The organism is Pseudomonas sp. S34 (assembly GCF_009866745.1).
Lineage (GTDB): Bacteria > Pseudomonadota > Gammaproteobacteria > Pseudomonadales > Pseudomonadaceae > Aquipseudomonas > Aquipseudomonas jessenii.
In genome coordinates this window covers 981,431-1,005,022 of record NZ_CP019398.1, presented here as the reverse complement: position 1 = coordinate 1,005,022, position 23,592 = coordinate 981,431, and the positions used below count along the sequence as shown (strand labels likewise).

Below are 23,592 nucleotides of genomic sequence, written 5' to 3'. Positions count from 1 at the left end.
GGTGTCAGCCGTTAAGCGCTGCCTGTTCGTTCTCAAGAAACTCTTCTTCCAGCAGATGGTCGGCATGGGCGGCACTCTCGATGGGCACCACATTGGCTCGTTTTCCGCGTAATTTGCCGAACATATGCTCCAGCGCATGTTCAAGTTTGGTAGCCGCTCCGTCGATCGCCTGCTCCATGGTGGAGGCTTTATGGGTGACGGAAATCGGTTGATGGCCTTTTGGCCGCGCCTCCAGCTGGCAGCGCATGTCGTGGGGACCCGGCTTGTCGCCGTTCTCGTCCCGCAGGTGAACCTCGACTCGTGTCAGGTCCTCTTCGTAGCGTTCGAGCGTGCTCTCAATGGTCGTACGTACCCACTCCTCCAGTCGTTTACTGCCTTGAATATGGTTATCGCTATTGACTTGGATTTGCATAGTTCATCCCTTATTTCAGCTAGCTCGCGAGAGGCCGGTCAGCTAAGCCCTTGGGCGTCATCACCGTGACCTCTTGCTTACACAATCGGTCTGTACGCTGAACAATTCAACCCCCTAAAAAAGATAAATTTTCAATCGCAAAAAAAGCCGGACAACCGGTAAAAGCGCTGTTAAGGTCGGGAGTTGGGTCGCCCTGCTCTTACGTAATAATTGCTCACATTTGCCGCTCCCCCAACGGGTGCAGGCTGCGAAAAGCACCCGCCTCCTCCACCAACCAATCGTGCACCGCGCGCACACCCGGATGGCTCAACGCCCCGGGTGCGTAAAGCAGCATGTAGCGCTTGTGATTGGGCACCGCCAGACCGAACGGCACGATCAACGCCCCGCGCTCCAGCTCATCGTTGAGCAGTGTCCGTCGGGCAATCGCAACCCCCATCCCGGCGATGGCCGCTTCGATCGTCAGGTGATTGCGATTGAAGGTATGCCCGCGTCGCACATCCGCCCCTTCGAAGCCGATGGCATTGAGGTAAAACTCCCATTCCGCGTACTCGTAGCTGCCGCGCCAGGCGGTGATGTCGTGCAGCAAGGGAAAGTGCATCAGGTCCGCCGGACCATGCAGTGGTGGACGACCACGCAAGAGGCTCGGCGCGCACACCGGAAAAATCTGTTCATCAAGCAAGGCTGTGGATAACAGGCCCGGATAACTGCCGTCGTTCAGGTCGATCGCCAGGTCGAAGTCACCTTCATGCAACGGCACGCTGCTGTCCTCGGCCACCAGGCGCAACTGGATGTCCGGAAAACGCTGCTGCAAACGCGGCAGTCGCGGCGTCAGCCATTTGCTCAGGAACGACGGAATCGAACGCACCCGCAAAATCCCGCTGATCATGCCCGCGTCCAGTCGCCGCAATTCCGAGTCGATGCTGCCAAAGGCCTCGTTGACGGTAATGGCCAGGCGCTGGCCCTCTGCGCTCAGCTCCACTCCGCGGGCGCGGCGGTGAAACAGGCGAAAGCCCAGGCGCTCTTCCAACTGGCGGATCTGCTGGCTGACCGCCCCCGGTGTGATGTGCAGTTCTTCGGCGCAGCGGGTGAACGACAGGTGCCGCGCGGCACAGGCAAACACGTTCAGCCAGACATACGTCTGGGCGTGTAATTGACGGCTCATCGTTTAGTCCTGCTAAAGGATGTCTTAGGAATTTTCGTTGGTCACGCAGGCTCGTGACAGGCAGTATCGCCCAAATTGCGCTTGTCCTACAGAAATGGCAGCGATTTCCCTTCCATTACGTGTACAGGCTTTAGCATGGCTATCAGTGTTTTCGATCTCTTCAAAGTGGGTATCGGCCCGTCCAGTTCCCATACCGTCGGTCCGATGCGCGCTGCCGCAACCTTTGCCCAAGCGCTGGTCGATCACGGTTTTCTGGCCGACGTGCGACGCGTGGAAATCCGTCTCTATGGTTCTCTTTCAGCGACCGGCGTCGGCCACGCGACGGACCGCGCCTGCGTCATGGGCCTGATGGGCGAATGGCCCGACCGCATCGATCCAACCACCATCGACAGCCGCATTCACACCCTGCGCGAAACCGGCAAACTGTGCCTGGCAGGCGTTGCGCAAATTGCCTTCGACTGGCAACGCGATCTCCTGCTGCTGGACGAAAGCCTGCCCTACCACCCCAACGCCATGTCCCTGACAGCCTTCGGTGAAACCGGCGAGCTGTTCGAGCAGACCTACTACTCGGTGGGCGGTGGTTTTATCATCGAAGCAGCCGAAGCCGAATCCGGAATCGCGCCGGCCGGCGACGTGGTGCTGCCTTACGATTTCTCCAGCGCCGCCGAACTGCTCAAACTCTGCAACGAGCACGGGCTGCGGGTGGGCGAACTGATGATGGCCAACGAACGGGCATGGCGCAGTGACGCAGAAATCCGCCAGGGTCTGTTGCATATCTGGTCGGTGATGCGCGAATGCGTCGAGCAGGGTTTGCGCCACGAAGGCATCTTGCCCGGCGGCCTGAGTGTTCCGCGTCGAGCGGCGAAACTGCATCGCAGCCTGCAGGAAATCGGCAAGCCGAATGTCATTACGTCCACCTTGTCAGCGATGGAATGGGTCAACCTGTACGCCCTTGCCGTGAACGAAGAAAACGCGGCCGGCGGGCGCATGGTCACGGCGCCGACCAACGGCGCGGCGGGGATCATTCCGGCGGTGCTGCATTACTACATGAAATTCAATGCCGATGCGTCTGACGATGACGTGGTCGCATTTTTCCTGGGTGCAGCTGCCGTCGGCATCCTGTGCAAGAAAAACGCTTCGATCTCCGGGGCCGAAGTCGGCTGCCAGGGCGAAGTCGGCTCCGCTTGCGCCATGGCCGCCGCTGGCCTGGCAGAGGTGCTTGGCGCCACCCCGGAGCAGCTGGAAAACGCCGCCGAAATCGGCCTGGAACACAACCTCGGCCTCACCTGCGACCCGGTTGGCGGACTGGTGCAAGTGCCGTGTATCGAGCGCAACGCGATCGCCGCGGTCAAGGCCATCAATGCCACGCAAATGGCCCTGCGCGGCGACGGCAAACACTTCATTTCCCTGGACCGGGTGATCCGCACCATGCGCGACACCGGGGCCGACATGCACGACAAGTACAAAGAGACGTCGCGGGGCGGACTGGCGGTGAACTGGGTGGAATGTTGACCGTTTTGGAGGCACGTCGAGGTTAATTGCCCTGAAACGTGCAGAAAACGCGGCCCCCCGCAGGAGCGAGCTTGCTCGCGAAAAACCCTCAGGCGCCGCGAACCATCTGGTTTGACGCGTTATCGTTCACGACCATCGCGAGCAGGCTCGCTCCTACAGAACATGTTTTTTGTCCGACAATTTTCCGGCATGGGCCTTGCTACTTCCATGCTGGAACAATGATGGCGAGATGGCCGGTGGTCTGGCGTTGCGAACCAACCCGATCATGGCCGGTCAACAACTGCACGTTCAATCAGGCGGTGACGCATCATGGACAACCCTTTCCAGCTCATTACCGATGCCTTTGCAGCGGATTACCAGATCAACCTGAGCATTCAGGGCCTGGACGGCCGCATCATGCTGACCCTGTCCAACAGTGGCCGCGTGGTGGCCAAACGCATGATCAGCGCCGAACAACGCAATGACCCCGAGCGCCTGAAACGATTGGTGCAAAGCATTCAGTTCGGCATTGCCATCGAGCAGGGCCACTGCGCCGTGGCCATCCTCGAATCAATGACCGACGGCGGCACGCGCAGCCTGCCCCCACCAGCCAGTGACCGCCACCGACCCGCCATGGGGCTTTAAAGCTCGCCCTTTTCTACTTCCGGATGTTCACTGGAGCCCGTACCTGTTTTGCGGTGCGGGTTCTCAATCTTCACCGAAGGAAATTGCGACGAAGCGTAACGCACCACCAGAATCGCAAACGCCAACAGCAGAATCCCGCCGCACAGGTAGATGATCCCCAGGTCCGGCGGGTTGTGGTGCGATACGTTGGAAATCAGCAGCCGCGTCAGCGCGGTGATCGCCACGTAGATCAGGAAGCGCACGGGCATGTGGTTGGTCTTGAAGTAAATCCCGACCATCGCCCCCAGTTCCAGATAGATGAACAGCAGCAAGATGTCATCGATCTTGATGTGCCCCTCTTCGATCATCCCGAGAAATTCCATCACCGCCGCCCATGCGGTCACCGCACCAATGGCGAACAACGCCAGGTAGTGAAAGGTTTCGACAAACAGATTGCCCAGGGACTCGGCCAGTTCATGCACGTTCTGCCGCAGTTTTTCGGCCCAGTTGATTTTCACGATGATGCTTCCTTAGGTCGGCTCGACCGGATGATGCGGGTTGGACGTGACGGTTTTTCTGCATGCAGAAAAAAGGCCAGCCCATGATGGCGAGCCACTCGGGATTGTGCGCCGTGGCGTTTGGTCGCACCTGTGCAGCGCCTCGCCTGACAAATCCCGAATCCGGTCTACATTAAAAAGCCACTACCCAAAAGGCAGGGATTCGCTTATCCTTTAGCTGTATATAGATACAGTAGTCGAAATCGACAACCAATGTGAAGGCATGTGAGGTGGTGAATGGCCGTCGAAGTGGTATACCGCAGCAGCCGAGATCTGGAGCGCTTGTTCATGGATAAAGCCGAAGCTGACCGTCATGACAAAATGCTCGAACTGGCCGAATTGCTGGCTGAAGTGTTGCAAAAAGCCGTTCCGTCCCTGACCGAGCAGCAAGTGGAAGAAGCCGGGATCTACATGGCGAAAAATCGCGACGTGTTCGCCAAGGCGTTCAAGAGCCAGCCGGACGCCCTGTCCGAACTGCTCAGCGCACCGGTTGAAGTCGCACAACCTGTTGCGGCAACCGAGGTCGTTGAGGCCGCTGAGCCGGTCACCCCGGCCAAGCCTGCCAAGGCCCCAAAAGCCGCCAAATAGGCAAAGCCCGAATTGAACAGGCCCTGAGTCGAATGACCCAGGGCCTTTTTCATGCCTGTGGAAAACTCATGCCAGTTTCACCGGTACAACACCTTCTCCGCCAACTCGTCAGCCACCCGCGCGGGGGAGCGTTTTTCCGCCTGGGCGTGGGCGAACACTTCAGTCAGGCGCGAGCTGATTTTCGACAGGTGCGCGGTGATGGTCGACAGTTCTTCGCCGCGGTGCTTGAGCGACACGTAAATCAGTCCGCCGGCGTTGATCACGTAATCCGGTGCATACAGGATGCCGCGACGTTCCAGTTGGTCGGCAACATCCAGATGGGTCAGCTGATTGTTCGCCGAACCGGCCACTGCCGAGCAGCGCAGTTGCGTCACGCTGTGGCTGTTGAGCACCCCGCCCAATCCGCATGGCGCAAGAATATCGCAAGGCGTGCTGAGCAGTGCGTCGTTGGCGATGGGGTGAGCCCCGAGTTGCTCCATTGCCAGCTGCACCTTGCCGTGATCGATATCGCTGACCAGCAGTTCGGCCCCGGCAGCGTGCAACTGTTCTGCCAGGGCATAACCAACGTTGCCCAAGCCTTGAATGGCAACGCGCAGGCCTTCGAGGTTATCGCTGCCCAGTCGCGCCATCGCAGTGGCGCGAATGCCGGTGAATACGCCCATCGCCGCGTGTGGCGCAGGGTCACCCGCCGCGGTGGTGCTGGTGACATGCTGGGTCTGCTGGGCGATGCAATCCATGTCCGCCACTGAGGTGCCACTGTCGATGGCCGTGATGTAGCGCCCGTCGAGCTGATTGATACAGCGCCCGAAGGCTTCGAACAGCGCGGCGCGGTTGGCCACATGAACGGGGCGAATGATCACCGCCACGCCGCCGCCCTGGGCCAGGCCGGCCAGTGCCGCCTTGTAACTCATGCCTTGGGCAAGGCGCACCGCATCCTCGACCGCAGACTCGTCGCTGGGATAGGCAAGGTAACGACAACCACCCAGGGCAGGCCCCAGCCGGCTGTTATGAATGGCAATGACCGCCTTCAACCCGGTGACCGAGTCAACGCTCAGATGCAGCGATTCAAGGCGAGTGCTTTGCATGAGAGCGAACATCGTAGGGCTCCCGAATCACTTCTTGTAGTCGCCAGTATAGGCTTGCGCCCAAAAATTGCAGAAGCGCACCGGAATAAGCACGGCCCCGATGCAGGCTTTCGGAAATAACCCGTGGTCGCTCTTGTACGGTACTGGACGAATGCCGGAGAGGGGGCTAAAACGAGGCATTGCCCGGAGATTTTGATGACCCCGCGCCAATCGTTCTTCGCCTGCCTGCAACGTTCACCGCCCGCGCTGTTCGAGGCGGCACTGTGGATTGCGGCCGAGCACGACAGCGAGGTGGAGCCGCAAGCGCTGCTGGCCGATTTCCAGGCGTTGCAACAACGGGTCAGCGGTGGCTTGCCGATGCTGCCAGTCAGTGAACTGGCCCAGCCGCTGTTGCGGCGCATGAACGACCTTGGCTTCGCCCAGGACGACTTCACACCCTTGCGCCCGCAAGTGGCACTGATGGACAAAGTACTGGAACGCCGACGTGGACAACCCTTGACGCTGGGGCTGATTGCGCTGGAGTTGGCCAGGGGGCTGGAGATTCCCATGGTCGGGGTCAACTTCCCCGGGCATTTCCTGCTGCGGGTGCCGGGCGCCGATCATTTGCTCGATCCCTGCGGCGGCCGTCGCCTTTACCCCAACGATTGTCGGGAATTGTTGCACCGCCAGTACGGCCCTAACATCAAGCTCAGCGCCGAGCACCTGGAAACCGCCGAGCCGGTGCAGATGCTGCAACGGCTGTCGCGCAACCTGCGCCAGTTGTACCTGTCCCACGACGATGTCATCAATGCCTTGATCGACGCCGATCGCGTCCTGGAACTGGGCAACTCCAGTGCCACCGACTACCTGTCCCGGGCCAGCCTGTACCAGCGGCTGGACTGCCCGAACGCCGAGCGTTTTGACCTGGAGCATGCGCTGCTGCTCAGCGACGATCCGATCCAGCGGATTCGCCTGACGGAGCGGCTGGGGCATTTGCCGCCCAACTCCATCGTTCACTGATCACAAAACCTTGTGGGAGCGGGCTTGCTCGCGAAAGCGGACAGTCAGTCGACATCATTGTTGGCTGACACGACGCCTTCGCGAACAAGCCCGCTCCCACATGGGGCTGGTGCAGGGGCTTTAAGGAGTGTCTGGCTGGTTCGCCGGATGCGCCTTGATGAACGCCGGGTGAGTGGCCGCCAATGCCGCCACTCGCCGAATTCGCGGATAAGCCTCAAGAGAAACATTGAAACGCTCGGCCGCGTACAGCTGCGGGATCAGGTAGACGTCCGCCAGCCCGGGTTCGGAGCCGAAGCAGTAACCGTCATCACCGATCAACTGCTCCACCGTGGCCAGCCCTTGGCCGATCCAGTGACCGATCCACTCCACCACCTGCGGTTCGTCGTGGCCCGACTGGCGCAGCCGATTGAGCACGCTGACGTTGTGCAGCGGGTGCACATCGCAGCCGATCACTGCCGCCACGCCGCGCTCGTGAGCACGGGCAGCCAGGTCTTTGGACAGCAGCGGGACCTGTGGATAACGTTCCTCCAGGTACTCGATGATCGCGGGAGACTGGATCAGCAACTCGCCTTCATCGGTGCGCAAGGCCGGCACGCGGCCCTGCGGGTTGATGCCCAGATAAGGCGGCTGACGATGCTCGCCACCCTGCGGTGCAATCAGGTTGACTGGCAAGGATTGATAATCCAGGCCCTTGAGCGCCAACGCGATACGCACCCGGTACGAAGATGTCGAACGGTAGTAGGTATAGAGTTCCATGCCCCGCTCCTGTTAGCGCGCCGGCAGCACTTTGCCGCGGCATTCGCCGAAACCGATGGAAGCAAAACCGTCGCGGCGGCAACGGCCGCGCAGGATGATTTCGTCACCGTCCTCGAGGAATTTACGCACTTCGCCCGAGGCCAGTTCGATCGGCTTTTTACCGCCTTCGGTGATTTCCAGCAGGCTGCCGAACTGACCGCTCTGCGGCCCCGACAACGTGCCCGAGCCGAACAAGTCACCCGCCTGCAATTGGCAACCATTGACGCTGTGGTGCGCGACCATTTGTGCCACGGTCCAGTACATGTGCCCGGTGTTGCTCAGGGTCAGGCGATGGGCTGGCAGGTTCTGTTCACGCATGGCCTCGGTGAGCAGCAATACTTCCAGTTCGATGTCGAACGCGCCAGCGGCCTGGTCGCGCTTGTCGAGCAGGTACGGCAGCGGCTGCGGATCGCCTTGGGGACGTGCAGGCTGGGCACGACGGAACGGCTCCAGCGCTTCGGCGGTGACCACCCACGGCGAGATGCTGGTGATGAAGCTTTTCGACAGGAACGGCCCCAGCGGCTGGTATTCCCAGGCCTGGATGTCCCGTGCCGACCAGTCGTTGAGCAGGCAGAAACCGGCGATGTGATCGGCAGCGTCGCCAATGGCAATCGAGTCGCCCATGTCGTTACCCTGGCCGATCCAGATACCCAGTTCCAGTTCGTAGTCCAGGCGCGCGCAAGGGCCGAACGTCGGTTCGCTCTGACCGGCCGGCAGCGTCTGGCCTTTCGGGCGGCGCACATCGGTACCGGACGGGCGAATGGTCGACGCACGACCGTGGTAGCCGATTGGCACGTACTTGTAGTTCGGCAGCAACGGGTTGTCCGGGCGGAACAGTTTGCCGACGTTCTGCGCGTGTTCGATACCGACATAGAAGTCCGTGTAATCGTTGATTTTCGCCGGCAGGTGCATCTCGCAATCCGCCGCCAGTGGCAGCAGTTTTGCGCCCTGGGCTTCGATCTTGCCGTGCAGGGTGCTGCCCTCGGCGAACAGTTCCAGCAAACGCTCGCGCAACGCGACGCGAGCCTCGCGGCCCAGTTCGAAGAACGCATTCAACTGGCCGCCACAGGTGGCCTCGACGGCAGCCTTCGCGGCGCCATCGAACAATCCGGCCTCCAGGGCCGCTTGCAGATCAAAGATATGCTCGCCAATCGCCACGCCACTGCGCGGTGCCGAGCCGTTGAGGCTGAACACGCCCAGCGGCAGGTTTTGCAGGGGGAAGTCCGCGTGGCCGTTGGCGGATGCAACCCAGCTGCGAGTGATGAAAGTCTGCGTCATGGGTTATCTCCGGGTCGGGTCGAAAGTGGCGGGCAGCGTAGCCCAGCAGGCGTCGTAGGTGTTTTGCAGTTGCGGGCAATCAAGGGCGAAACTGCTTGGGCGCAACACCTGGCTGGTCTCGAACATGAACGCCATGGTGTTGTCGATTTTCGCCGGCTTTAGCTCAGCGTTGATCGCTTTGGTGCAGGTCTCGCCGTCCGGACCGTGGGCGCTCATGCAGCTGTGCAACGAAGCACCGCCGGGCACAAAGCCTTCGGCCTTGGCGTCGTATTCGCCCTGGATCAACCCCATGAATTCGTTCATCAGGTTGCGATGGAACCACGGCGGACGGAAGGTTTTCTCGGCCACCATCCAGCGCGGCGGGAAGATCACGAAGTCGAGGTTGGCCAGGCCGTGAACGCTGGTCGGCGACGTCAGCACGGTGAAGATCGACGGATCGGGGTGATCGAAACTGACGGTGCCGATAGTGTTGAATCGGCGCAGGTCATATTTGTACGGCACGTTGTTACCGTGCCAGGCGACCACGTTGAGCGGCGAATGATTGAGCTCGCAGGCCCACAACTGGCCGAGGAATTTCTGCACCAGCGTGGTGGGTTGTTGCAGGTTTTCGTAGGCCGCCACCGGGGTCAAAAAGTCCCTCGGATTGGCCAGGCCATTGCTGCCAATCGGTCCCAGGTCCGGCAGACGCAGCGGTGCGCCATGGTTTTCGGCGACGTAACCGCGGGCTTGCGGGTCGAGCAGTTCGATGCGGAATTTAAGGCCGCGAGGCAGTACGGCAATTTCCAGCGGCTCCAGTTCAAGCACGCCCAGTTCGGTGGCGATGCGCAGGCGCCCCAGTTCAGGCACCAGCAACATCTCGCCGTCAGCATTGAAGAACGCGCGCTCCATGGAACGGTTGGCGCGATAGTTGTAGATGCTGATCCCGGCCGGTTTTTCTGCGCCCGAGTTGGCGGCCATGCTCACCAGGCCGTCGATGAAATCGGTCGGCTCGGCGGGAATGTCCAGCGGGTTCCAGCGCAGGCGGTTGGGGGTCACCTCACCCAGCGGGCCGCCGGCCAGTTGCCGGTCCAGTTTGACGAATGCCGGGTGATTGGCCGACGGCTGAATGCGGTACATCCAGGTCCGCCGCGCTTCGCTGCGCGCCATGGTGAACGCCGTGCCGGAGAACAGTTCGGTGTAAAGGCCGTACGGGGCTTTTTGCGGGGAGTTCTGGCCGACAGGCAGTGCGCCGGGCAACGCTTCGCTGCTGAATTCGTTGCCGAAGCCTGACTGGTAGGCCAGCGCTGGCGTCGTTGAATCGGGGTTCATGGAGCCTCCTGAACAGGGAGTCGGCAGTGGCCGCTCGCTCTGTTGCAGAGGTCGAGGCACGCCTGGGTTGTTTTTATCGTAATTTGATTACGCATAACGTAATTTGATTGGTATTGACCGTCAAGCTATAAAGACGCCCATTCGTCCCGGGATCACAGCACCACCATGGAAAAGACCAGCGACAGCAACGGCAAACAGAAAGTCCGCTCGGCCGAGGTTGGCACCGACATCCTCAAGGCCCTGGCCGAGTTGTCGCCTTCGACTTCGCTGTCGCGCCTGGCCGAACACGTGCAGATGCCGGCGAGCAAGGTTCACCGCTATTTGCAGGCCTTGATCGCCAGCGGATTCGCCGAACAGAACGCCGCCACCAACCATTACGGCCTGGGCCGCGAAGCCCTGCGCGTAGGGTTGGCGGCACTCAACAGTATGGACGTGCTGAAAGTCGCCGCCCTGCCCCTGGCTGAACTGCGCGATGACTTGAACGAAACCTGTTTCCTGGCGGTGTGGGGCAATCAGGGCGCGACCGTGGTGCATATCGAACCGGCGGTGCGTGCGGTGACGGTGGTGACACAACTGGGCTCGGTGTTGCCCTTGCTCAGTTCCTCGACGGGACTGGTGTTTGGCGCCTACCTGCCTGCGCGTGAAACCGTGGATCTGCGTGAACAGGAACTGCAAAACGTTACCGCCCACGCCTTGGCGGATGATCAGGCCTACGCAACGATGTGCGATCAGATCCGCCATCGGGGCCTGCATCATGTGCATGGACTCTTGATGCCCGGAGTGGATGCCTTGTCGGCGCCGGTGTTCAACGCCATGGGCAGGATCACGGCAGTACTGACCGTGGTCGGGCCGACCTCACTGTTTCATGCCGATGAAAACGGCCCGGCGGCGCAGCGGTTACTGGCTGCGACGCGGGCCGTCAGTTGGAGAATGGGCTACGAAAGTCCCTGAGTATCAGATCAGAAAATCCGGAGCAATTTCGATTACAAGGTCACTGATGTCCTTGATCGTGAGTTGCGGATGCAAATCAGATTCCCGGGAACTGTAGGCGATCGAGTAAACACCCAGTCCTTCGCCGTGATAGTAAGGAATTTCATCATGTTGAAAATGAGCAAAGATATCTTCGGCCAGACTTCTGGACTGAAGTATCTTTCGCCCGTCCGACTCAGTCACAAAGCTGGTCAAGTACACATTATCAATATTGATTTCCGGGATCTGATACTTTAACGCTGCGTGGACCTGCTCGATACCAGAAACCTTGATCGAGCGTTTTGAAAGGTTGATTGAGGGCGCATCGGTCACCCAACGGACGATATCCATTACTATTTTTTCAAACTCTATCAGATCCAGCCCTTCAACCTTATGCTCCGGCTCGAAAGAATACCGCCGATTGAAGATTCCATTGATAGCCTGAACATAATTAGGCGGCGACTCTTTCTCAACCCACTCCAGCGTCTCATCGAATAACGTCCTGGACTCGCTGACATCAGTACCAAGAATATCAACCAGCGTATTCAGATAGGTCGTGAACGGGTTGATCCCGAGTTTCCCCAAGCGTTCAACCAACAGCACCTCGACGGCGAAATCCGCACGAATACGCTTCAATAGAACAATTTTACTGGTAGAAAAAAAACTGTCACTCATACAGACTTCCTGTCACGTTAAAGAACCGAGCATCCTGCTCGATCTGTCGTTCAACATACTGACATCGCAAGCACTTGCTTGTTTGTCAGCGCCGACGACCATACTAATCAACACAGTTATTTATGCACGCGACCATATGTTTTAATTCATTTCCCGACTAAAAACAAACAACTACCAGGCCTGCATTATCAATCCCAACTTCTTCGCCATGGCAACTGCCTGTGTACGCCGTTCCACACCCAACTTGCTGTGAATGCGCCGGGCATGGGTTTTCACCGTATGCAGCGAAATGAACAGCTGCTCGGCAATTTGCTGATTGGAATTACCTTGGGCAATCAGGCCGAGCACTTCCAGCTCCCGACAACTTAGCAGGCTGGCATCCAGGGCCAGCGCGGTCACCGTCTCCTCTCCTTGCAAACGACAGATCAGGTTCGGCTGTCGCAAGTTCAAATCACGCAATGCCTGTTGTCCCTGACAACGCTTGACCAACGCCAGCCCGGCCTCCAGTGCTGCGTGAGCCGTGTCCGGCTCACCCGTCAGGTCCGCCACTTCGCAGATTGCCAATTGCAGCTCCGTTTCCAGCGCCAGCATGGCGTGTTGTTGCGCGTGTTCGAGTAACGCCTTGAGTCGATCCAGTGGACGTTGCACCAGTTGCAGTTGAGTCTCGGCCAACACCAACTGGTATTCGATACGCGCAATCAGTTGCAGCGTGGCCGGCGGTGCCTGGCGCGCGTTGGCCCCACGATAATGACGCAAGACCCGGGTCAGTGCTTCCCGGGCCAACTCCGGGCGCCCTTGTTGCAGCCAGAAATGACTGCTGATTTGCAGCAGCACGCCGCGATAAACCGTGTCGGGGATCTGCCGTTGCTGCATCAACCGTTCGGCCTCGCGCAGACGATCAAATGCATGGGCGTAATCACGTTGGTTGGCCGCCAGTTGCGCCTGCCCGAGAAACCCGTACAGGACATGCTTGTCCTGACTGTGGAGGCAGTCATCAAGGCCCGCCTGGAAACATTCACCGGCCAATTCATCCTGGCCCTGGCACAAGGCCAAGCGCCCACGCCGCAGGGCGATTCGTCCCAGCAACGGCGTCGGTCGATCAGCCTGCCGTCCGAGCATTTCATGGATGTCGGCCAGCAACTGCCCTGCTCGCCGCGGTGCGCCACGCTGCTCCAGCAACTGCGCATGATCGAGTTCGAGCAAGCCTTCAAACAGCAACGAGCCTTGCGCCCGCGCCAGGCACAGGGCATCACGATTGAAGGCCTGGGCGGCATCGAGGTCGGCGTTGAGCAGCGCTTGCTGGGTCAGCCCGGACAGACACAACAACCGTGCGGGCCACGCCTCGGCCGCCAGTTCGTCCAGCGCCTCGATAAAATGCGCCCGTGCCGCCGGCAGGCGTCCCTGCAAATGCAGCAACCAACCCTGTTGCGCCTGCCAACGCGCCAGCAGTTGGCGTTGCAAGGATGCCGTCGGCTGCGGGGCAAATCGGGACAGTTGCCCAATGCAGGCAGCCGCCTGCTCGAAACGCCCGGCAAACAGCAACGCCGCGGTGATCAACCCCACCCGTTGCGGCGTGCCCAGGGTCAACTGTTCACCCAGCTGCTCGTGCAGTTTGAGTAACCAGCTGACGTTCTGACGCTTGAACAGATGCTCAAAACTGAAGTGTTGCAACAGGCTGACCGCGACCTCGTGCTCTTGCGCCAGCAACGCCTGCTCGAAGGCGCCCTGCCAGTCTTCTTCGGCGCTGAACCATTGGCACGCGCGGCGATGCCAGGACCGCCCGGCCGGGGTCGGTTCTTCACGCATCTCCCGGGCCAGTGGCTCGAAGACCCGCAACCACTCGACGGAGTCTTCCCAGGGTTCAATGAAGCAGCCCATGTCCTGCAACGCGTGCAACCACTGCGCGCCCTCACCCGTACCGAAAAGATGCTCGCACAAGCTGGCGTTGAAGCGTGGCAGATGAACCAACACCTTCCAGACCTCAACCAACTCCGACGGCAAGGTGTTGAACAACTCATGTTGCAGGTAATCGAGCAATGTCGCCGAACGCCCCTGCTCACCCGACCACGGACAACCATTGAGCAATGCGATCCGCACGCCAGCGCACCAGCCACCACTGCGCTGAGCCACCCTTTTGGCGGTTTGTGCCGCCAGGCTCGGCTCGACATGACCGAGCAACTGCCCGACCTCGGCCTCGGTAAACGCCAGCGTCCGGCCTTCGCACTCGTACAACTCATCATCGAGCAGCAGCCGCGGCCAGTTGCAGGGTGGTCGTCGACGGGAGCTCAGCCACCAGGTCAGCGCCGGGCTGTCGACGGCCAACAGGCGATCGAGCATCCGGTCGAGTTCTGGATTGGGTGCTCGACAGTAATCATCGATAAACAGCCAGGTCGGTGCCTGTAATCGGGCCAGATGTGCCAGCAGCCCGGGCTCATCCGTCGAAGGCAGACCCAGCGCTTGCGTCAGGCGCAATAGTAAATCGGCTGCACTCAACGACGCCCCCGCCAGCGGCAGCCAACAGATCCGAGCGTGCTCCGGCGCCCGCAGCAGGCATTCGGTGAGCAGCGCGCTCTTGCCACTACCGGCCGGTGCGCAAAGCAACTTCACCCGCGCGGTCGAAACCAGCATGGGCTCGATCAGTCGCTCGCGGGACAGATGATGGGACGACAGTCGGGGCAGGAAGCCAGGGCGGTCCAGACAGTGCGTCATTGCAGTCATTGTGGTGCGCCTTTTTTATAATTCTGGCGCCACCCTAGCCCCCTCCCGAGCGCTTGTTGAAGAAGTATTCAACACACTGATCGACCGCTATAAAAAAGGTGACCGCAAAGTCACCCTTTTGTGTAAGACCCTGTAGGAAACCTACCTGACTCCCGTGCTCCGCAAGGCTGCTGGCGTGTAGTCCCCCGCTTTTGCATCGATGTTGAATTCGAAGCTGCGCTTCTCTTCGTTCTTCATTCCCAGGGCGATATAGCGACCGGCGATCAGGTCATAGAGCGCTTCGACGGTGTAGGCCGGCACCTGGTGATCGTAGTAGAACTGGGCATGCCCTTCAGCGACGCGCCAGAGTTGCCCACGCCCGTCGTAGTGGTCGGCCAGCGCCACTTGCCAGCTGTCTTCGTCGATGTACATGTGGCGCTTGGCGTACACGTGACGCTCGCTCGGCTTGACCGTGGCGACGACTTCCCAGACACGGTGCAACTCGTAGCGGGTCAGGTCCTGATTGATGTGCCCGGCCTTGATCACATCGGTGTACTTGAGGTTGGGCGAGTCGAGCTTGTAGCTGTTGTAGGGAATGTACATCTCCTTCTTGCCGATCAGTTTCCAATCGTAGCGATCCGGCGCGCCGGAAAACATGTCGAAGTTATCGGTAGTGCGCAGGCCGTCGGATGAGGTGCCGACACCGTCATAAGCGACCTGCGGCGCACGCCGTACCCGGCGCTGGCCAGCGTTGTAGATCCAGGCCTTGCGCGGTTCCTTGACCTGGTCGAGGGTCTCGTGGACCAGCAACACGTTGCCCGCCAACCGAGCCGGCGCGGTCACTTCCTGCTTGAAGTAGTTGAGGACGTTATCGTCGCTGCCCGGTTTCAGATCGCTGAGCAACGATGGCACGGCGACTTCGTCCTTGAAGCGGATCACCGTGAAGTCGCCATTGGACTGCGGTGTTGCCTGGGTGATGGTGCGGCGCAGATTGCCGCCGTGGTAACGAGTGACATGGTTCCAGATCACTTCCACGCCATTCTTCGGAATCGGGAATGCGTAGTAGCGATTGCCAGTGAAGTTGGCCAGACCGTTACCCTCGTTGATCGGTGTTACGTTCAGCGCACTGCGCTTGGCCGACTCATAGATTTCTGCCGGTAACGCCACGGTGCGATGGCTCGGGTAGACCGGAATCTTGTAGGTCTCTGGGTAGCGCTTGAACATTGCGATCTGGCCGTCGGAGAGTTTGTCCTTGTACTTGTCGACAGTCGCCGCGGTGATCACGAACAACGGCTTTTCGTTGGCGAACGGGTCGGCCAGGAAACCTTTACTGTCCACCGCGCCAGCGTTTTTCGGGATGCCGCCGGTCCAGGCCGGAATCGAGCCATCGGCATTGCCGGCCTTCTCGGCACCGAGCGGTGTAAGGCTGGTACCGAGAAGGCCGGCTTCTTGCGGCGACACCGCCGCCATCACGTTGGCGGCCAGCAGACTCAGGGCCAGAACGGTGCCCAATTGCAGAATCATCTTGCGCATTGAATTCATCCTTTTCAGCCAGATCAGAAGTTCACACCAAAGCTCAACGCCACGAAGTCACGGTCGGTGAGGACGTTGTAGTCGCCGCCGAAAAAGTCGGTGTAACTGAGGCTGGCGGTATAGGTGTTGCGATAGTCCGCATCGACACCGAGGCTGATGGCCTTGGCGCCTTCGTTGAACAGACCGTTGGGACCAAAGCCTGCGACGTCGTGGGACCACGAGAGGTTGGGCCTGAAGTTGATCCCGGCCATGAGGTTGTTGTAGTCGAGGATGGCCCGGGCGCGATAACCCCATGAAGTCGAAGTCACAAAGCCGTCGGTATCGCCACCGAATCCATACTGGCCATACACCGAGTCGCGGCCGTAGCGCAGTTTGGTGCGTGCTTCCAGACCACCGACCCGAACCACCGCCGCCTCGCCTACCAGGGTCAGGCGATCTGCACCCGCGACCTGATCGATGAAGTGCGTCAGGGTGCTCTGGATCTGCGTCACCTCCTTGCGGCGGTAGCCTTTGTTGTCGGCCCCCGGTGACGTGGCAATGGGCGATGCTGCTCCGCCCGCGATAGGGTTGAGCAAGGCCAGGGTCAGGTCATTGGTGTTAACCTGCACCGGGGCGTTGGGACGGTAGCTGATTTCCCCGCTCCACGCGGTGCCGGTGGATAACGTGGTGGCGAAGCTGGCGCCGTAGAGGCGGATGTCCTCCGGGTATTCGAGGTAATACTGGCCGCGACCGAGCATCACACTTTGGGCCAGGCCTGAACCGGTGCCGGGCGCGATGCGGTTGGCGGTGGCAACGATTCCCGGAATGCTTGCCAGCGTACCGGGGCCGGCGGTGGTGGTCCCGACATTCGGTGAACGACTGTGGTAGTTCATGAAGTACAGGCCGTACTCGGTGTCGTCCCCCAGCCAGCGCAGCGCCGTACCCCACTGCCCGGAATCCCGGGCATCGCGGTCACCGCCACGGGGAACGATCACCCCCTCCTTGCTGACCTCGAAGCCCTGGCCAAAGGCAGCCGCAATCGGCTGCAAGGGTGCAATGGCCGGGTTGGCAACGGTGTAGCCCTTGTTGCAGCCGTCCGCCACCACGTCGACACCAAAGAAAGTGCCGCAATTATCGACGACCGTCTGGTCCCATTCCAGTTGATAGAAGCCTTCCACGGTCAGCTTTTCCGTCAGCCCCTGGGAGGCGAACAACATGTTGACCGGGATCAGGCCTTCCTTGATCTCGGCGCCAGGACGACGGAACGCGGACACGTCGACCGGATTGATGCTGTTGATCGAGTTGCCGATGAACGTGCTCTCCCCCCAACTGACCACCTGCTTGCCAGCGCGGACCGTGCCCGGCAAATCGGCGAGGGAGTAGTTGTGATAGACGAAAGCGTCGAGGATTTGTCCGCCTGAAGACTTGGCGCCCTCTTTGCGATTGTGATCGCTGATGTCCTTGAAGGGGCGGCTTTCATCCTTGAGTTCAAAGTCGTACCAGTACTTGCCACGCACAAACGCACCGGTGTCGCCGTACTTCAGTTCGAGGTCGTGAATACCCTTGAAGATCTTCGAGAAGGTTTCACCCTTCTTGAAATTCAATCGCCCGTCGTCACCGGTCGAAGACTGGCCGGAGCCGCCGTTGACGATGCCCACCAGGGATTTATCCGCATCACGCATGCCCCAGCTCGCGCCGACCGACAACGAGGAGTCGAACGTCCCCTCGATCTCCCCGATGTTGAATGAAAGGGCCTGCGCCTGGGCGCAACAGCCTAATGCGACCGCAACCGCCAGCGCCTGCGGTGTGAAGATGGCGCGCATTGTTGTTTTTGTCATGCGTCTTCCCCGGTGAGTGACAGAAGGCCACACCCTACTGCCGGGCACCGGGGTCGATAAGCGCACCAAGGAGGTATTCGTGGTGTACCTCTAAAGGATGACTGGCACAGACGACGAGCACCCGAATCCCGACTGTTGCCGGGGCTGCAACAGTGCATGTCGGGAATTGGTATTTTTCCTACAGCGCCGAGGGCTTACTCTTACCTCACTGTCACAGTAAACCACCGCAGGCACCCTGTACCGGCCTGCGCCGTGACTGAAAGATTTCAGATGAATCGAGGATTCGGTTCGTCACCCTGTGTTCACTGACGTTGATTTGTAGCTCCTGATCCAACGTCTTACTTTGGCCGCTGCGTTTGCAGCGGCCTTTTTTATGGGCGATGGTTTTTGATAATTAACAGCTGCCAGTCAGTGCCCCCCGGAGCATCCAGGTAAAACTTCGCATGCCTACATTTCTTTCAGAAAGTACCTACAAGCATAGGTAAACACCAAAAGCACTCGAGTCTTTAAGTTGAACAGCAAGTCGGCGAACGACTTTTTATCTTCGTCCGACTTCAAACCTACTTATTGCGAGTGCAACCATGAAACCCATCAACTACAACCGGTATCGCTCAACCAGAAGTTTCAACAGTCGAATACGCTTTCTGATTCTTCACTACACGGCCGCTGACTTTTCAAGTTCTGTCAGTGCCCTGACTGGCCCCAATGTCAGCGCGCATTATCTGGTTCCAGATATCACGGACCCCAGTTACCTGAAGGCCGGCCATACCGGGCAGGAAGTTTTCAGCCTGGTGGATGAAACCTATCGCGCGTGGCACGCAGGTGTCAGTCAGTGGGGTAGCCGCAGCAATCTGAACGATACGTCCATCGGCATTGAAATCGTCAACCTGGCGACCGACAACAAGGGCGAATTCACCTTTCCGCCGTATCACCCCGAGCAGATTGCTGCGATTGAACAACTGGCGCTGAATATCCTCATGCGCTACCCGGATATCACGCCGACGCAGGTTTTGGGCCACTCCGATGTTTCGATCGGCCGCAAAAGTGACCCGGGGCCAATGTTTCCCTGGCGGGAACTGTACTTGAAAGGCGTCGGCGCCTGGTTCGATGAAACCACTCGGGACGAGTATCTGCGCCAATACAACACATCGGGGGTTCCAGCCCGAAGCGAATTGCTGGGGCTGTTCAAATCCTATGGGTACGATGTTTCGGGAGCGTCTACGGAAGGCGGTTTTCAACAATTGGTGCGGGCATTCCAGATGCATTTTCGCCCGGAAAACTTCGATGGAAAAATGGACGCGCAAACAGCCGCCAACCTGAAGGCGCTGGTCGTCAAATACTTTCCCGGCTGACCATTGGCAAACCGCTTTGCAGCCGACAAATGCAACAACCGGCAAGGTCAGTCAATGTGACCTTGCCGGTGGTATCAAAGCGTATATTTCTGCAAATTCCCCATCATTTCCTTCAGCGCTTCGATGTTGTCCTTCGGATGCGCCGCACCCTCGAAGTCGCAGATCTGCTGCCAGTGCGCCGCCACGTCTTCCGGGGAGAAGCCGGCCCGTGGATCGAAACCGATGCCGAGGCTGCGCTCCCAACGGACCTTGCCCATCCAGCCGCCGCCGACTTCGAACAGACCGGAGGTTTCCTGACAGTTCTCGCTTGCCAGGTACACCACCAGCGGGCTGACCAGTTCGGGTTTGAGCTGTTCGAAGACTTGCGGCGGGATCAGGCCTTCGGTCATGCGCGTGCCGCCGGTGGGGGCGATGGCGTTGACCAGGATGTTGTTCTTGCGGCCTTCGATGGCCAGGGTGCGGGTCAGGCCATAGAGACCGAGCTTGGCCATGCCGTAGTTGGACTGGCCGAAGTTGCCATAGATGCCCGAGGTCGACGCGGTGAAAATCACCCGGCCGTAATTCTGCTCGCGCATGTGCGGCCAGGCGGCGCGGGTGACTTTGTAGGCACCTTCGACGTGGACGCGGTAAACCAGGTCCCAGTCGGCGTCATCCATTTTGTGGAAGGTCTTGTCCCGCAGGATCCCGGCATTGTTGACCACCACGTCGACGCGACCGAAGACGTCCAGGGCGTGCTGGACCAGTTTGTCACCGTCAGTGACCGAGTCGTGGTTGGCTTCGGCAATGCCACCGGCCTCGCGAATCTTCGCGACCACGCGGTCGGCGGCCGAGGCATTGGCGCCTTCGCCCTGGGCCGAGCCGCCAAGATCGTTGACCAGCACCCTGGCGCCCTGTTTGGCGAACAACAGTGCATGCGTCCGTCCCAGGCCGCCACCGGCTCCGGTGATGATCACGACTTTATCTTCGAAGCGCACAGACTCATTCATGGGGGGACTCCAGCAGGCCAAGGGACAGTGAGTCCGAGTTTCAGGCACGGCGCAGCAGGTCACAATGAACACGGGAGAGGCTGAATGGTGCGCGATAAGGCAGGGGGATGATTGAAAGCGAAACAGGCATGAACCCTGTGGCGAGGGGGCTTGTCGGATCGCCGCATCGCCCCGTTCGGCTGCGAAGCAGTCGTAAACCGGCTAAACGCGTTATACCTGAATCACTGCGCCGTATGGTTTGGGGCCGCTGCGCAGCCCAACGGGGGCAAGCCCCCTCGCCACAACAGTTCACCTTAAGGTTCAGGAACACGCCACCTTGCGCGGCGGCAAGAGCAATTGATCGCGAAACGCCAGGTAGTGCTTGAGCACCTCGCAGGGCGCCTCGATCTGCGGGTAGTGGCCAATGTCGGGCAACACTACCGTGTCCGCCTCCGGGATCAACTCCCGGTAACGCTCGACCATGTGCACTCCGGAGACCGGATCGACCCCGCCATCGATCACTCGCAGCGGCACTTCACCGCGTTGCATCGCGCTCACCCAGCGGTCGCGCCAGACGCGTCGCTCCGGGATGTAGCCGATCAATTTGTGCATGATCCTTGGCCCCTGATGGCTTTCGACCAGACTCCAGAAATCATCCATCTGGCTTTCACTGGGACGGGTTTGCGGACCGAAAATCTGCCGAAAGCTTCTTACCAGGCCATCACGGCTGAAGGCGCGGCCTATCATCCAGCCCAAAGGGCTGAGCAAGAGTTTTTGCATCAGTACCGGGCGGTGGGTTTCCGGAAACAACCCGCCATTGAGAAACACGCAACTGGCCAGCTCCACCCGCGATTCGTAATGCCGGGCCAGCAGTTCCTGAGCCACGCTGTCGCCGTAATCGTGGGCGAGCAGGTGCACTGGCTGCTCGACATTCAGGTGTTCAAGCAGTGCCTGTTGCAGATCCGCTTGCTCCAGCAGGCTGTATTCGTGATTCGCCGGTTTGGCCGAATCGCCGAAGCCCAGCATGTCGCAAGCGATCACGCGAAAGCGCTGGGCCAATGGCTGCCACAGGTAATGCCAGTCCCAACTGGCGGATGGAAAGCCGTGAATGAGCAACAGCGGCTCACCCTGGCCTGCTGCCCAGTAGCGGATGCTCTGGCCACGGAATACGAACGTCTGGCTGCGTTTGCGCCAGACACACAAGGGGATCTCGGCGAGCTCCATCAGAGTTTATAACCCGGGTCCAGTTTATCGAGTTTGCGCAGCAGTGCCGGCCAGGCCTGCGCTCCGCCCATTCCTTGAGCACTTCGGGTGACACCCGCGATCATGGCTTTGGCGCCGGCCAGAATCTGCGGTTCGATGGCGATCAGTTCAGCGGCACCGTTTTGCGCCATGACCTGAATGTCGCAGGCACGCTGAAAGGTGAACATCATCAGGAACGTATCGGCGATGGTGCTGCCGCAGGTCAGCAGACCGTGGTTATGCAACATCAGGAAATTGTTTTCACCGAGGTCGGCCTGTAGCCGCACTTTCTCTTCATGGTTGAGCGCCACGCCTTCATAGGCGTGGTAGGCCAGACTGGAAAGCACGAACAACGACTGTTGGCTGATCGGCAAAACACCCTGCTTCTGCGCCGACACCGCCACCCCCGAAGCCGTGTGGGTGTGGAGCACGCAGACGACATCGTGACGGGCTTCATGCACAGCACTGTGGATGGTGTAACCCGCCGGATTGATCTCGTGAGGACTGTCCATCAACTTGTTGCCGGCCTGATCCACCTTGACCAGGCTCGACGCGGTAATTTCGTGAAACATCAACCCGAACGGGTTGATCAGGAAATCTTCGGTGCCGGGCACCTTGGCGGAGATATGGGTGAAGATCAGGTCATCCCAGCCATGTTGGGCGACCAGGCGATAACAGGCTGCCAGGTCGATGCGGGTCTGCCACTCGGCAGCACTGACCTGGTCTTTGACACTGGGTGGCGATTGGACGGGAGCGACAGTCACGGCAAGGAGCCTCGGTGTTTTTATTATGGAGTGTTTCCTATGTTCACCGAGTCTAGTCAGCCCTTGAGGTTCGTGTAGTTGCATTGGCAGCCAGCTTGATGGCCCAGCGAGTCAGCCGCCCCGCTGTCCTGGATCCATTTCAAATGACCGGCGCCAGCAAGGGTCTGACAGGCATGGGGCCGGGGCAACGCTCAGCCGCGCAGTGCGCTGATCAGGTCCGCCAGCCAAGGCTCGGCGTCCGTCTCTGGGGTCACCGTTTCGCTGGCATCCAGGCGCAGCATCGGCAGCACTTCGCGAATGCCAAGTTCAGCGAACAATTCGCGCATCTGCTCGCCGCCGCCACAAAAAGTATCGCCATAACTCGCATCGCCCAATCCGATCACCGCGCCCGGCAAACCGCGCCAGGCTGCTGGCAATTGGTCACGAATGGTCGAATACAGCGGCTGCAGGTTGTCCGGCAGCTCACCCATGCCGGTGGTCGAGGTCACCGCCAGAAAGGCTTCAGGGCCAAACGCCTGGACGTCGGCGAGGGTCGCACGCGGGTTGTGCCAGGTTTCGAAACCGGCGGCGTTCAACAGGCTGGCGGCGTGGCGGGCAACTTCTTCGGCCGTGCCGTACACCGAGCCGGAAATGATGGCGACTTTCATCGATCTGATCCTGAATCCGAGTGAAAGACCCGGATATTAACACCACGGTTGTGATTATTCTTTTAGAATGCAATTGACAATCAATCAGGAAAGGATACTCCGATGATTAATGCACAACTGCTGCAAATGGTGATCAACGCCTCCAACGACGGTATCGTGATTGCCGAAAAGGAAGGCGATCAGGACAAGATCCTCATTTACGTCAACCCCGCGTTCGAACGCCTGACGGGGTACTCCAGTGAAGAAATCCTCTATCAGGATTGTCGCTTCCTGCAGTCGGGGGACCGCGATCAGCAAGCGCTGCCGCTGATTCGCGATGCATTGAACCGTGAAGGAACCTGCCGGGAAATACTGCGCAACTACCGCAAGGACGGCACGCCGTTCTGGAACGAGCTGTCCCTTTCAACGGTGAAAAATCCAGCGGACGGGCAGACCTATTTTGTCGGCGTGCAGAAAGACGTCACCGTGCAGGTCAAGGCGCAACAGCGCGTGGCACAGCTGGAGAGGCAGTTGGCTGAACTCCAGGCCGAGCTTGCTGCGCTCAAGGCGACGAACGGTGCAAACGAAACCCGGAATTAATGGTCAGTAATTACAATCACCAATGACTTTGTAACTACATCTTTCGAGCTGGC

At 59.7% G+C, this 23,592-nt stretch carries 21 protein-coding genes and 1 pseudogene; 7 read left to right on the top strand and 15 right to left on the bottom strand.

Annotated features, from left to right (window positions below):
- Positions 1-4: 4 nt before the first annotated feature.
- Positions 5-412, bottom strand: coding sequence for an HPF/RaiA family ribosome-associated protein (locus PspS34_RS04325; protein ID WP_057716375.1), 408 nt, complete (start codon positions 410-412; stop codon positions 5-7).
- Between the two features lie 214 nt (positions 413-626).
- Positions 627-1,574: a LysR substrate-binding domain-containing protein gene (locus tag PspS34_RS04320; RefSeq protein WP_057716376.1), complete on the bottom strand. Its 948-nt coding sequence runs from the start codon at positions 1,572-1,574 to the stop codon at positions 627-629.
- Positions 1,575-1,709: 135 nt separating this feature from the next.
- On the opposite strand from PspS34_RS04320, the gene PspS34_RS04315 reads away from it, so the two are divergent.
- Both PspS34_RS04315 and PspS34_RS04310 read left to right on the top strand, forming a co-directional pair.
- Entirely contained in the window at positions 1,710-3,086 is a 1,377-nt protein-coding gene (locus PspS34_RS04315) for an L-serine ammonia-lyase (protein ID WP_057716377.1), read from the top strand.
- A 309-nt stretch (positions 3,087-3,395) separates the two neighbouring features.
- Positions 3,396-3,710, top strand: coding sequence for a DUF3509 domain-containing protein (locus PspS34_RS04310; protein ID WP_102669120.1), 315 nt, complete (start codon positions 3,396-3,398; stop codon positions 3,708-3,710).
- Here the strand turns inward: PspS34_RS04310 and PspS34_RS04305 are convergent.
- Positions 3,707-4,207, bottom strand: coding sequence for a phosphate-starvation-inducible PsiE family protein (locus tag PspS34_RS04305; protein ID WP_150812780.1), 501 nt, complete (start codon positions 4,205-4,207; stop codon positions 3,707-3,709). The genes PspS34_RS04310 and PspS34_RS04305 overlap by 4 nt on opposite strands.
- Before the next feature lie 276 nt (positions 4,208-4,483).
- Here PspS34_RS04305 and PspS34_RS04300 point away from each other — a divergent pair.
- Positions 4,484-4,723 (top strand): annotated as a pseudogene (locus PspS34_RS04300) (YebG family protein); the annotation flags it as partial.
- A 188-nt stretch (positions 4,724-4,911) separates the two neighbouring features.
- Here PspS34_RS04300 and PspS34_RS04295 read toward each other — a convergent pair.
- Entirely contained in the window at positions 4,912-5,931 is a 1,020-nt protein-coding gene (locus PspS34_RS04295) for a Glu/Leu/Phe/Val dehydrogenase dimerization domain-containing protein (RefSeq protein WP_057716381.1), read from the bottom strand.
- Positions 5,932-6,114: 183 nt separating this feature from the next.
- Here PspS34_RS04295 and PspS34_RS04290 point away from each other — a divergent pair, with 183 nt between their 5' ends.
- Positions 6,115-6,918 (top strand): transglutaminase family protein, encoded by an 804-nt coding sequence (locus tag PspS34_RS04290; protein WP_150812781.1) that lies wholly within the window; start codon positions 6,115-6,117, stop codon positions 6,916-6,918.
- A 120-nt stretch (positions 6,919-7,038) separates the two neighbouring features.
- Here PspS34_RS04290 and maiA read toward each other — a convergent pair whose 3' ends face one another.
- From maiA to hmgA, 3 genes are read right to left on the bottom strand one after another with little or no spacing between them, the layout of a single operon-like run.
- Positions 7,039-7,674 (bottom strand): maleylacetoacetate isomerase, encoded by a 636-nt coding sequence (gene maiA / locus PspS34_RS04285; RefSeq protein WP_150812782.1) that lies wholly within the window; start codon positions 7,672-7,674, stop codon positions 7,039-7,041.
- 12 nt (positions 7,675-7,686) lie between these two features.
- On the bottom strand, positions 7,687-8,991 hold the full coding sequence (gene fahA / locus PspS34_RS04280; protein WP_154861614.1) for a fumarylacetoacetase: 1,305 nt from the start codon (positions 8,989-8,991) through the stop codon (positions 7,687-7,689).
- 3 nt (positions 8,992-8,994) lie between these two features.
- On the bottom strand, positions 8,995-10,299 hold the full coding sequence (hmgA, locus tag PspS34_RS04275; protein WP_150812784.1) for a homogentisate 1,2-dioxygenase: 1,305 nt from the start codon (positions 10,297-10,299) through the stop codon (positions 8,995-8,997).
- A 165-nt stretch (positions 10,300-10,464) separates the two neighbouring features.
- Here hmgA and PspS34_RS04270 point away from each other — a divergent pair, with 165 nt between their 5' ends.
- Positions 10,465-11,250: an IclR family transcriptional regulator gene (locus PspS34_RS04270; protein WP_090453134.1), complete on the top strand. Its 786-nt coding sequence runs from the start codon at positions 10,465-10,467 to the stop codon at positions 11,248-11,250.
- Between the two features lie 3 nt (positions 11,251-11,253).
- On the opposite strand, the gene PspS34_RS04265 is transcribed toward PspS34_RS04270, so the two are convergent.
- From PspS34_RS04265 to PspS34_RS04250, 4 genes are all read right to left on the bottom strand, one after another.
- The gene (locus PspS34_RS04265; protein WP_154861612.1) at positions 11,254-11,943 is read right to left on the bottom strand and encodes a hypothetical protein; all 690 of its coding nucleotides are present in this window, start codon (positions 11,941-11,943) and stop codon (positions 11,254-11,256) included.
- 171 nt (positions 11,944-12,114) lie between these two features.
- Positions 12,115-14,661 carry a LuxR C-terminal-related transcriptional regulator gene (locus PspS34_RS04260; RefSeq protein WP_154861611.1) on the bottom strand — a complete coding sequence of 849 codons (2,547 nt, stop codon included), beginning with the start codon at positions 14,659-14,661 and terminating at the stop codon, positions 12,115-12,117.
- A gap of 141 nt (positions 14,662-14,802) precedes the next feature.
- A complete protein-coding gene (locus PspS34_RS04255) occupies positions 14,803-16,173 on the bottom strand; it encodes a DUF1329 domain-containing protein (protein ID WP_150812787.1) in 1,371 nt (456 codons plus the stop codon).
- Positions 16,174-16,196: 23 nt separating this feature from the next.
- Positions 16,197-17,990, bottom strand: coding sequence for a DUF1302 domain-containing protein (locus PspS34_RS04250; protein WP_102669112.1), 1,794 nt, complete (start codon positions 17,988-17,990; stop codon positions 16,197-16,199).
- 581 nt (positions 17,991-18,571) lie between these two features.
- Here PspS34_RS04250 and PspS34_RS04245 point away from each other — a divergent pair.
- Positions 18,572-19,342, top strand: a complete 771-nt coding sequence (locus tag PspS34_RS04245) for an N-acetylmuramoyl-L-alanine amidase (RefSeq protein ID WP_102669111.1) — start codon at positions 18,572-18,574, stop codon at positions 19,340-19,342.
- Between the two features lie 74 nt (positions 19,343-19,416).
- Here the strand turns inward: PspS34_RS04245 and PspS34_RS04240 are convergent, their stop codons facing one another.
- From PspS34_RS04240 to PspS34_RS04225, 4 genes are all read right to left on the bottom strand, one after another.
- Positions 19,417-20,328 (bottom strand): SDR family oxidoreductase, encoded by a 912-nt coding sequence (locus tag PspS34_RS04240; protein WP_154861610.1) that lies wholly within the window; start codon positions 20,326-20,328, stop codon positions 19,417-19,419.
- A gap of 300 nt (positions 20,329-20,628) precedes the next feature.
- The gene (locus PspS34_RS04235) at positions 20,629-21,531 is read right to left on the bottom strand and encodes an alpha/beta hydrolase (RefSeq protein WP_057716393.1); all 903 of its coding nucleotides are present in this window, start codon (positions 21,529-21,531) and stop codon (positions 20,629-20,631) included.
- A complete protein-coding gene (locus PspS34_RS04230; RefSeq protein ID WP_159389524.1) occupies positions 21,531-22,313 on the bottom strand; it encodes a class II aldolase/adducin family protein in 783 nt (260 codons plus the stop codon). Before PspS34_RS04230 ends, PspS34_RS04235 begins: the two co-directional genes overlap by 1 nt.
- A gap of 191 nt (positions 22,314-22,504) precedes the next feature.
- On the bottom strand, positions 22,505-22,960 hold the full coding sequence (locus tag PspS34_RS04225) for a flavodoxin (RefSeq protein WP_154861608.1): 456 nt from the start codon (positions 22,958-22,960) through the stop codon (positions 22,505-22,507).
- Positions 22,961-23,062: 102 nt separating this feature from the next.
- Here PspS34_RS04225 and PspS34_RS04220 point away from each other — a divergent pair, with 102 nt between their 5' ends.
- The gene (locus PspS34_RS04220) at positions 23,063-23,539 is read left to right on the top strand and encodes a PAS domain S-box protein (protein WP_150812790.1); all 477 of its coding nucleotides are present in this window, start codon (positions 23,063-23,065) and stop codon (positions 23,537-23,539) included.
- Positions 23,540-23,592 lie beyond the last annotated feature (53 nt).

Excerpts from the sequence above, each read along its gene's own strand:
- PspS34_RS04325 (WP_057716375.1), bottom strand. The coding sequence starts at position 412 with ATGCAAATCCAAGTCAATAGCGATAACCATATTCAAGGCAGTAAACGA.
- PspS34_RS04320 (WP_057716376.1), bottom strand. The coding sequence starts at position 1,574 with ATGAGCCGTCAATTACACGCCCAGACGTATGTCTGGCTGAACGTGTTT.
- PspS34_RS04315 (WP_057716377.1), top strand. The coding sequence starts at position 1,710 with ATGGCTATCAGTGTTTTCGATCTCTTCAAAGTGGGTATCGGCCCGTCC.
- PspS34_RS04310 (WP_102669120.1), top strand. The coding sequence starts at position 3,396 with ATGGACAACCCTTTCCAGCTCATTACCGATGCCTTTGCAGCGGATTAC.
- PspS34_RS04295 (WP_057716381.1), bottom strand. The coding sequence starts at position 5,931 with ATGTTCGCTCTCATGCAAAGCACTCGCCTTGAATCGCTGCATCTGAGC.
- PspS34_RS04290 (WP_150812781.1), top strand. The coding sequence starts at position 6,115 with ATGACCCCGCGCCAATCGTTCTTCGCCTGCCTGCAACGTTCACCGCCC.
- maiA (WP_150812782.1), bottom strand. The coding sequence starts at position 7,674 with ATGGAACTCTATACCTACTACCGTTCGACATCTTCGTACCGGGTGCGT.
- fahA (WP_154861614.1), bottom strand. The coding sequence starts at position 8,991 with ATGACGCAGACTTTCATCACTCGCAGCTGGGTTGCATCCGCCAACGGC.
- hmgA (WP_150812784.1), bottom strand. The coding sequence starts at position 10,299 with ATGAACCCCGATTCAACGACGCCAGCGCTGGCCTACCAGTCAGGCTTC.
- PspS34_RS04270 (WP_090453134.1), top strand. The coding sequence starts at position 10,465 with ATGGAAAAGACCAGCGACAGCAACGGCAAACAGAAAGTCCGCTCGGCC.
- PspS34_RS04265 (WP_154861612.1), bottom strand. The coding sequence starts at position 11,943 with ATGAGTGACAGTTTTTTTTCTACCAGTAAAATTGTTCTATTGAAGCGT.
- PspS34_RS04260 (WP_154861611.1), bottom strand. The coding sequence starts at position 14,661 with ATGACTGCAATGACGCACTGTCTGGACCGCCCTGGCTTCCTGCCCCGA.
- PspS34_RS04255 (WP_150812787.1), bottom strand. The coding sequence starts at position 16,173 with ATGCGCAAGATGATTCTGCAATTGGGCACCGTTCTGGCCCTGAGTCTG.
- PspS34_RS04250 (WP_102669112.1), bottom strand. The coding sequence starts at position 17,990 with ATGACAAAAACAACAATGCGCGCCATCTTCACACCGCAGGCGCTGGCG.
- PspS34_RS04245 (WP_102669111.1), top strand. The coding sequence starts at position 18,572 with ATGAAACCCATCAACTACAACCGGTATCGCTCAACCAGAAGTTTCAAC.
- PspS34_RS04240 (WP_154861610.1), bottom strand. The coding sequence starts at position 20,328 with ATGAATGAGTCTGTGCGCTTCGAAGATAAAGTCGTGATCATCACCGGA.
- PspS34_RS04235 (WP_057716393.1), bottom strand. The coding sequence starts at position 21,531 with ATGGAGCTCGCCGAGATCCCCTTGTGTGTCTGGCGCAAACGCAGCCAG.
- PspS34_RS04225 (WP_154861608.1), bottom strand. The coding sequence starts at position 22,960 with ATGAAAGTCGCCATCATTTCCGGCTCGGTGTACGGCACGGCCGAAGAA.
- PspS34_RS04220 (WP_150812790.1), top strand. The coding sequence starts at position 23,063 with ATGATTAATGCACAACTGCTGCAAATGGTGATCAACGCCTCCAACGAC.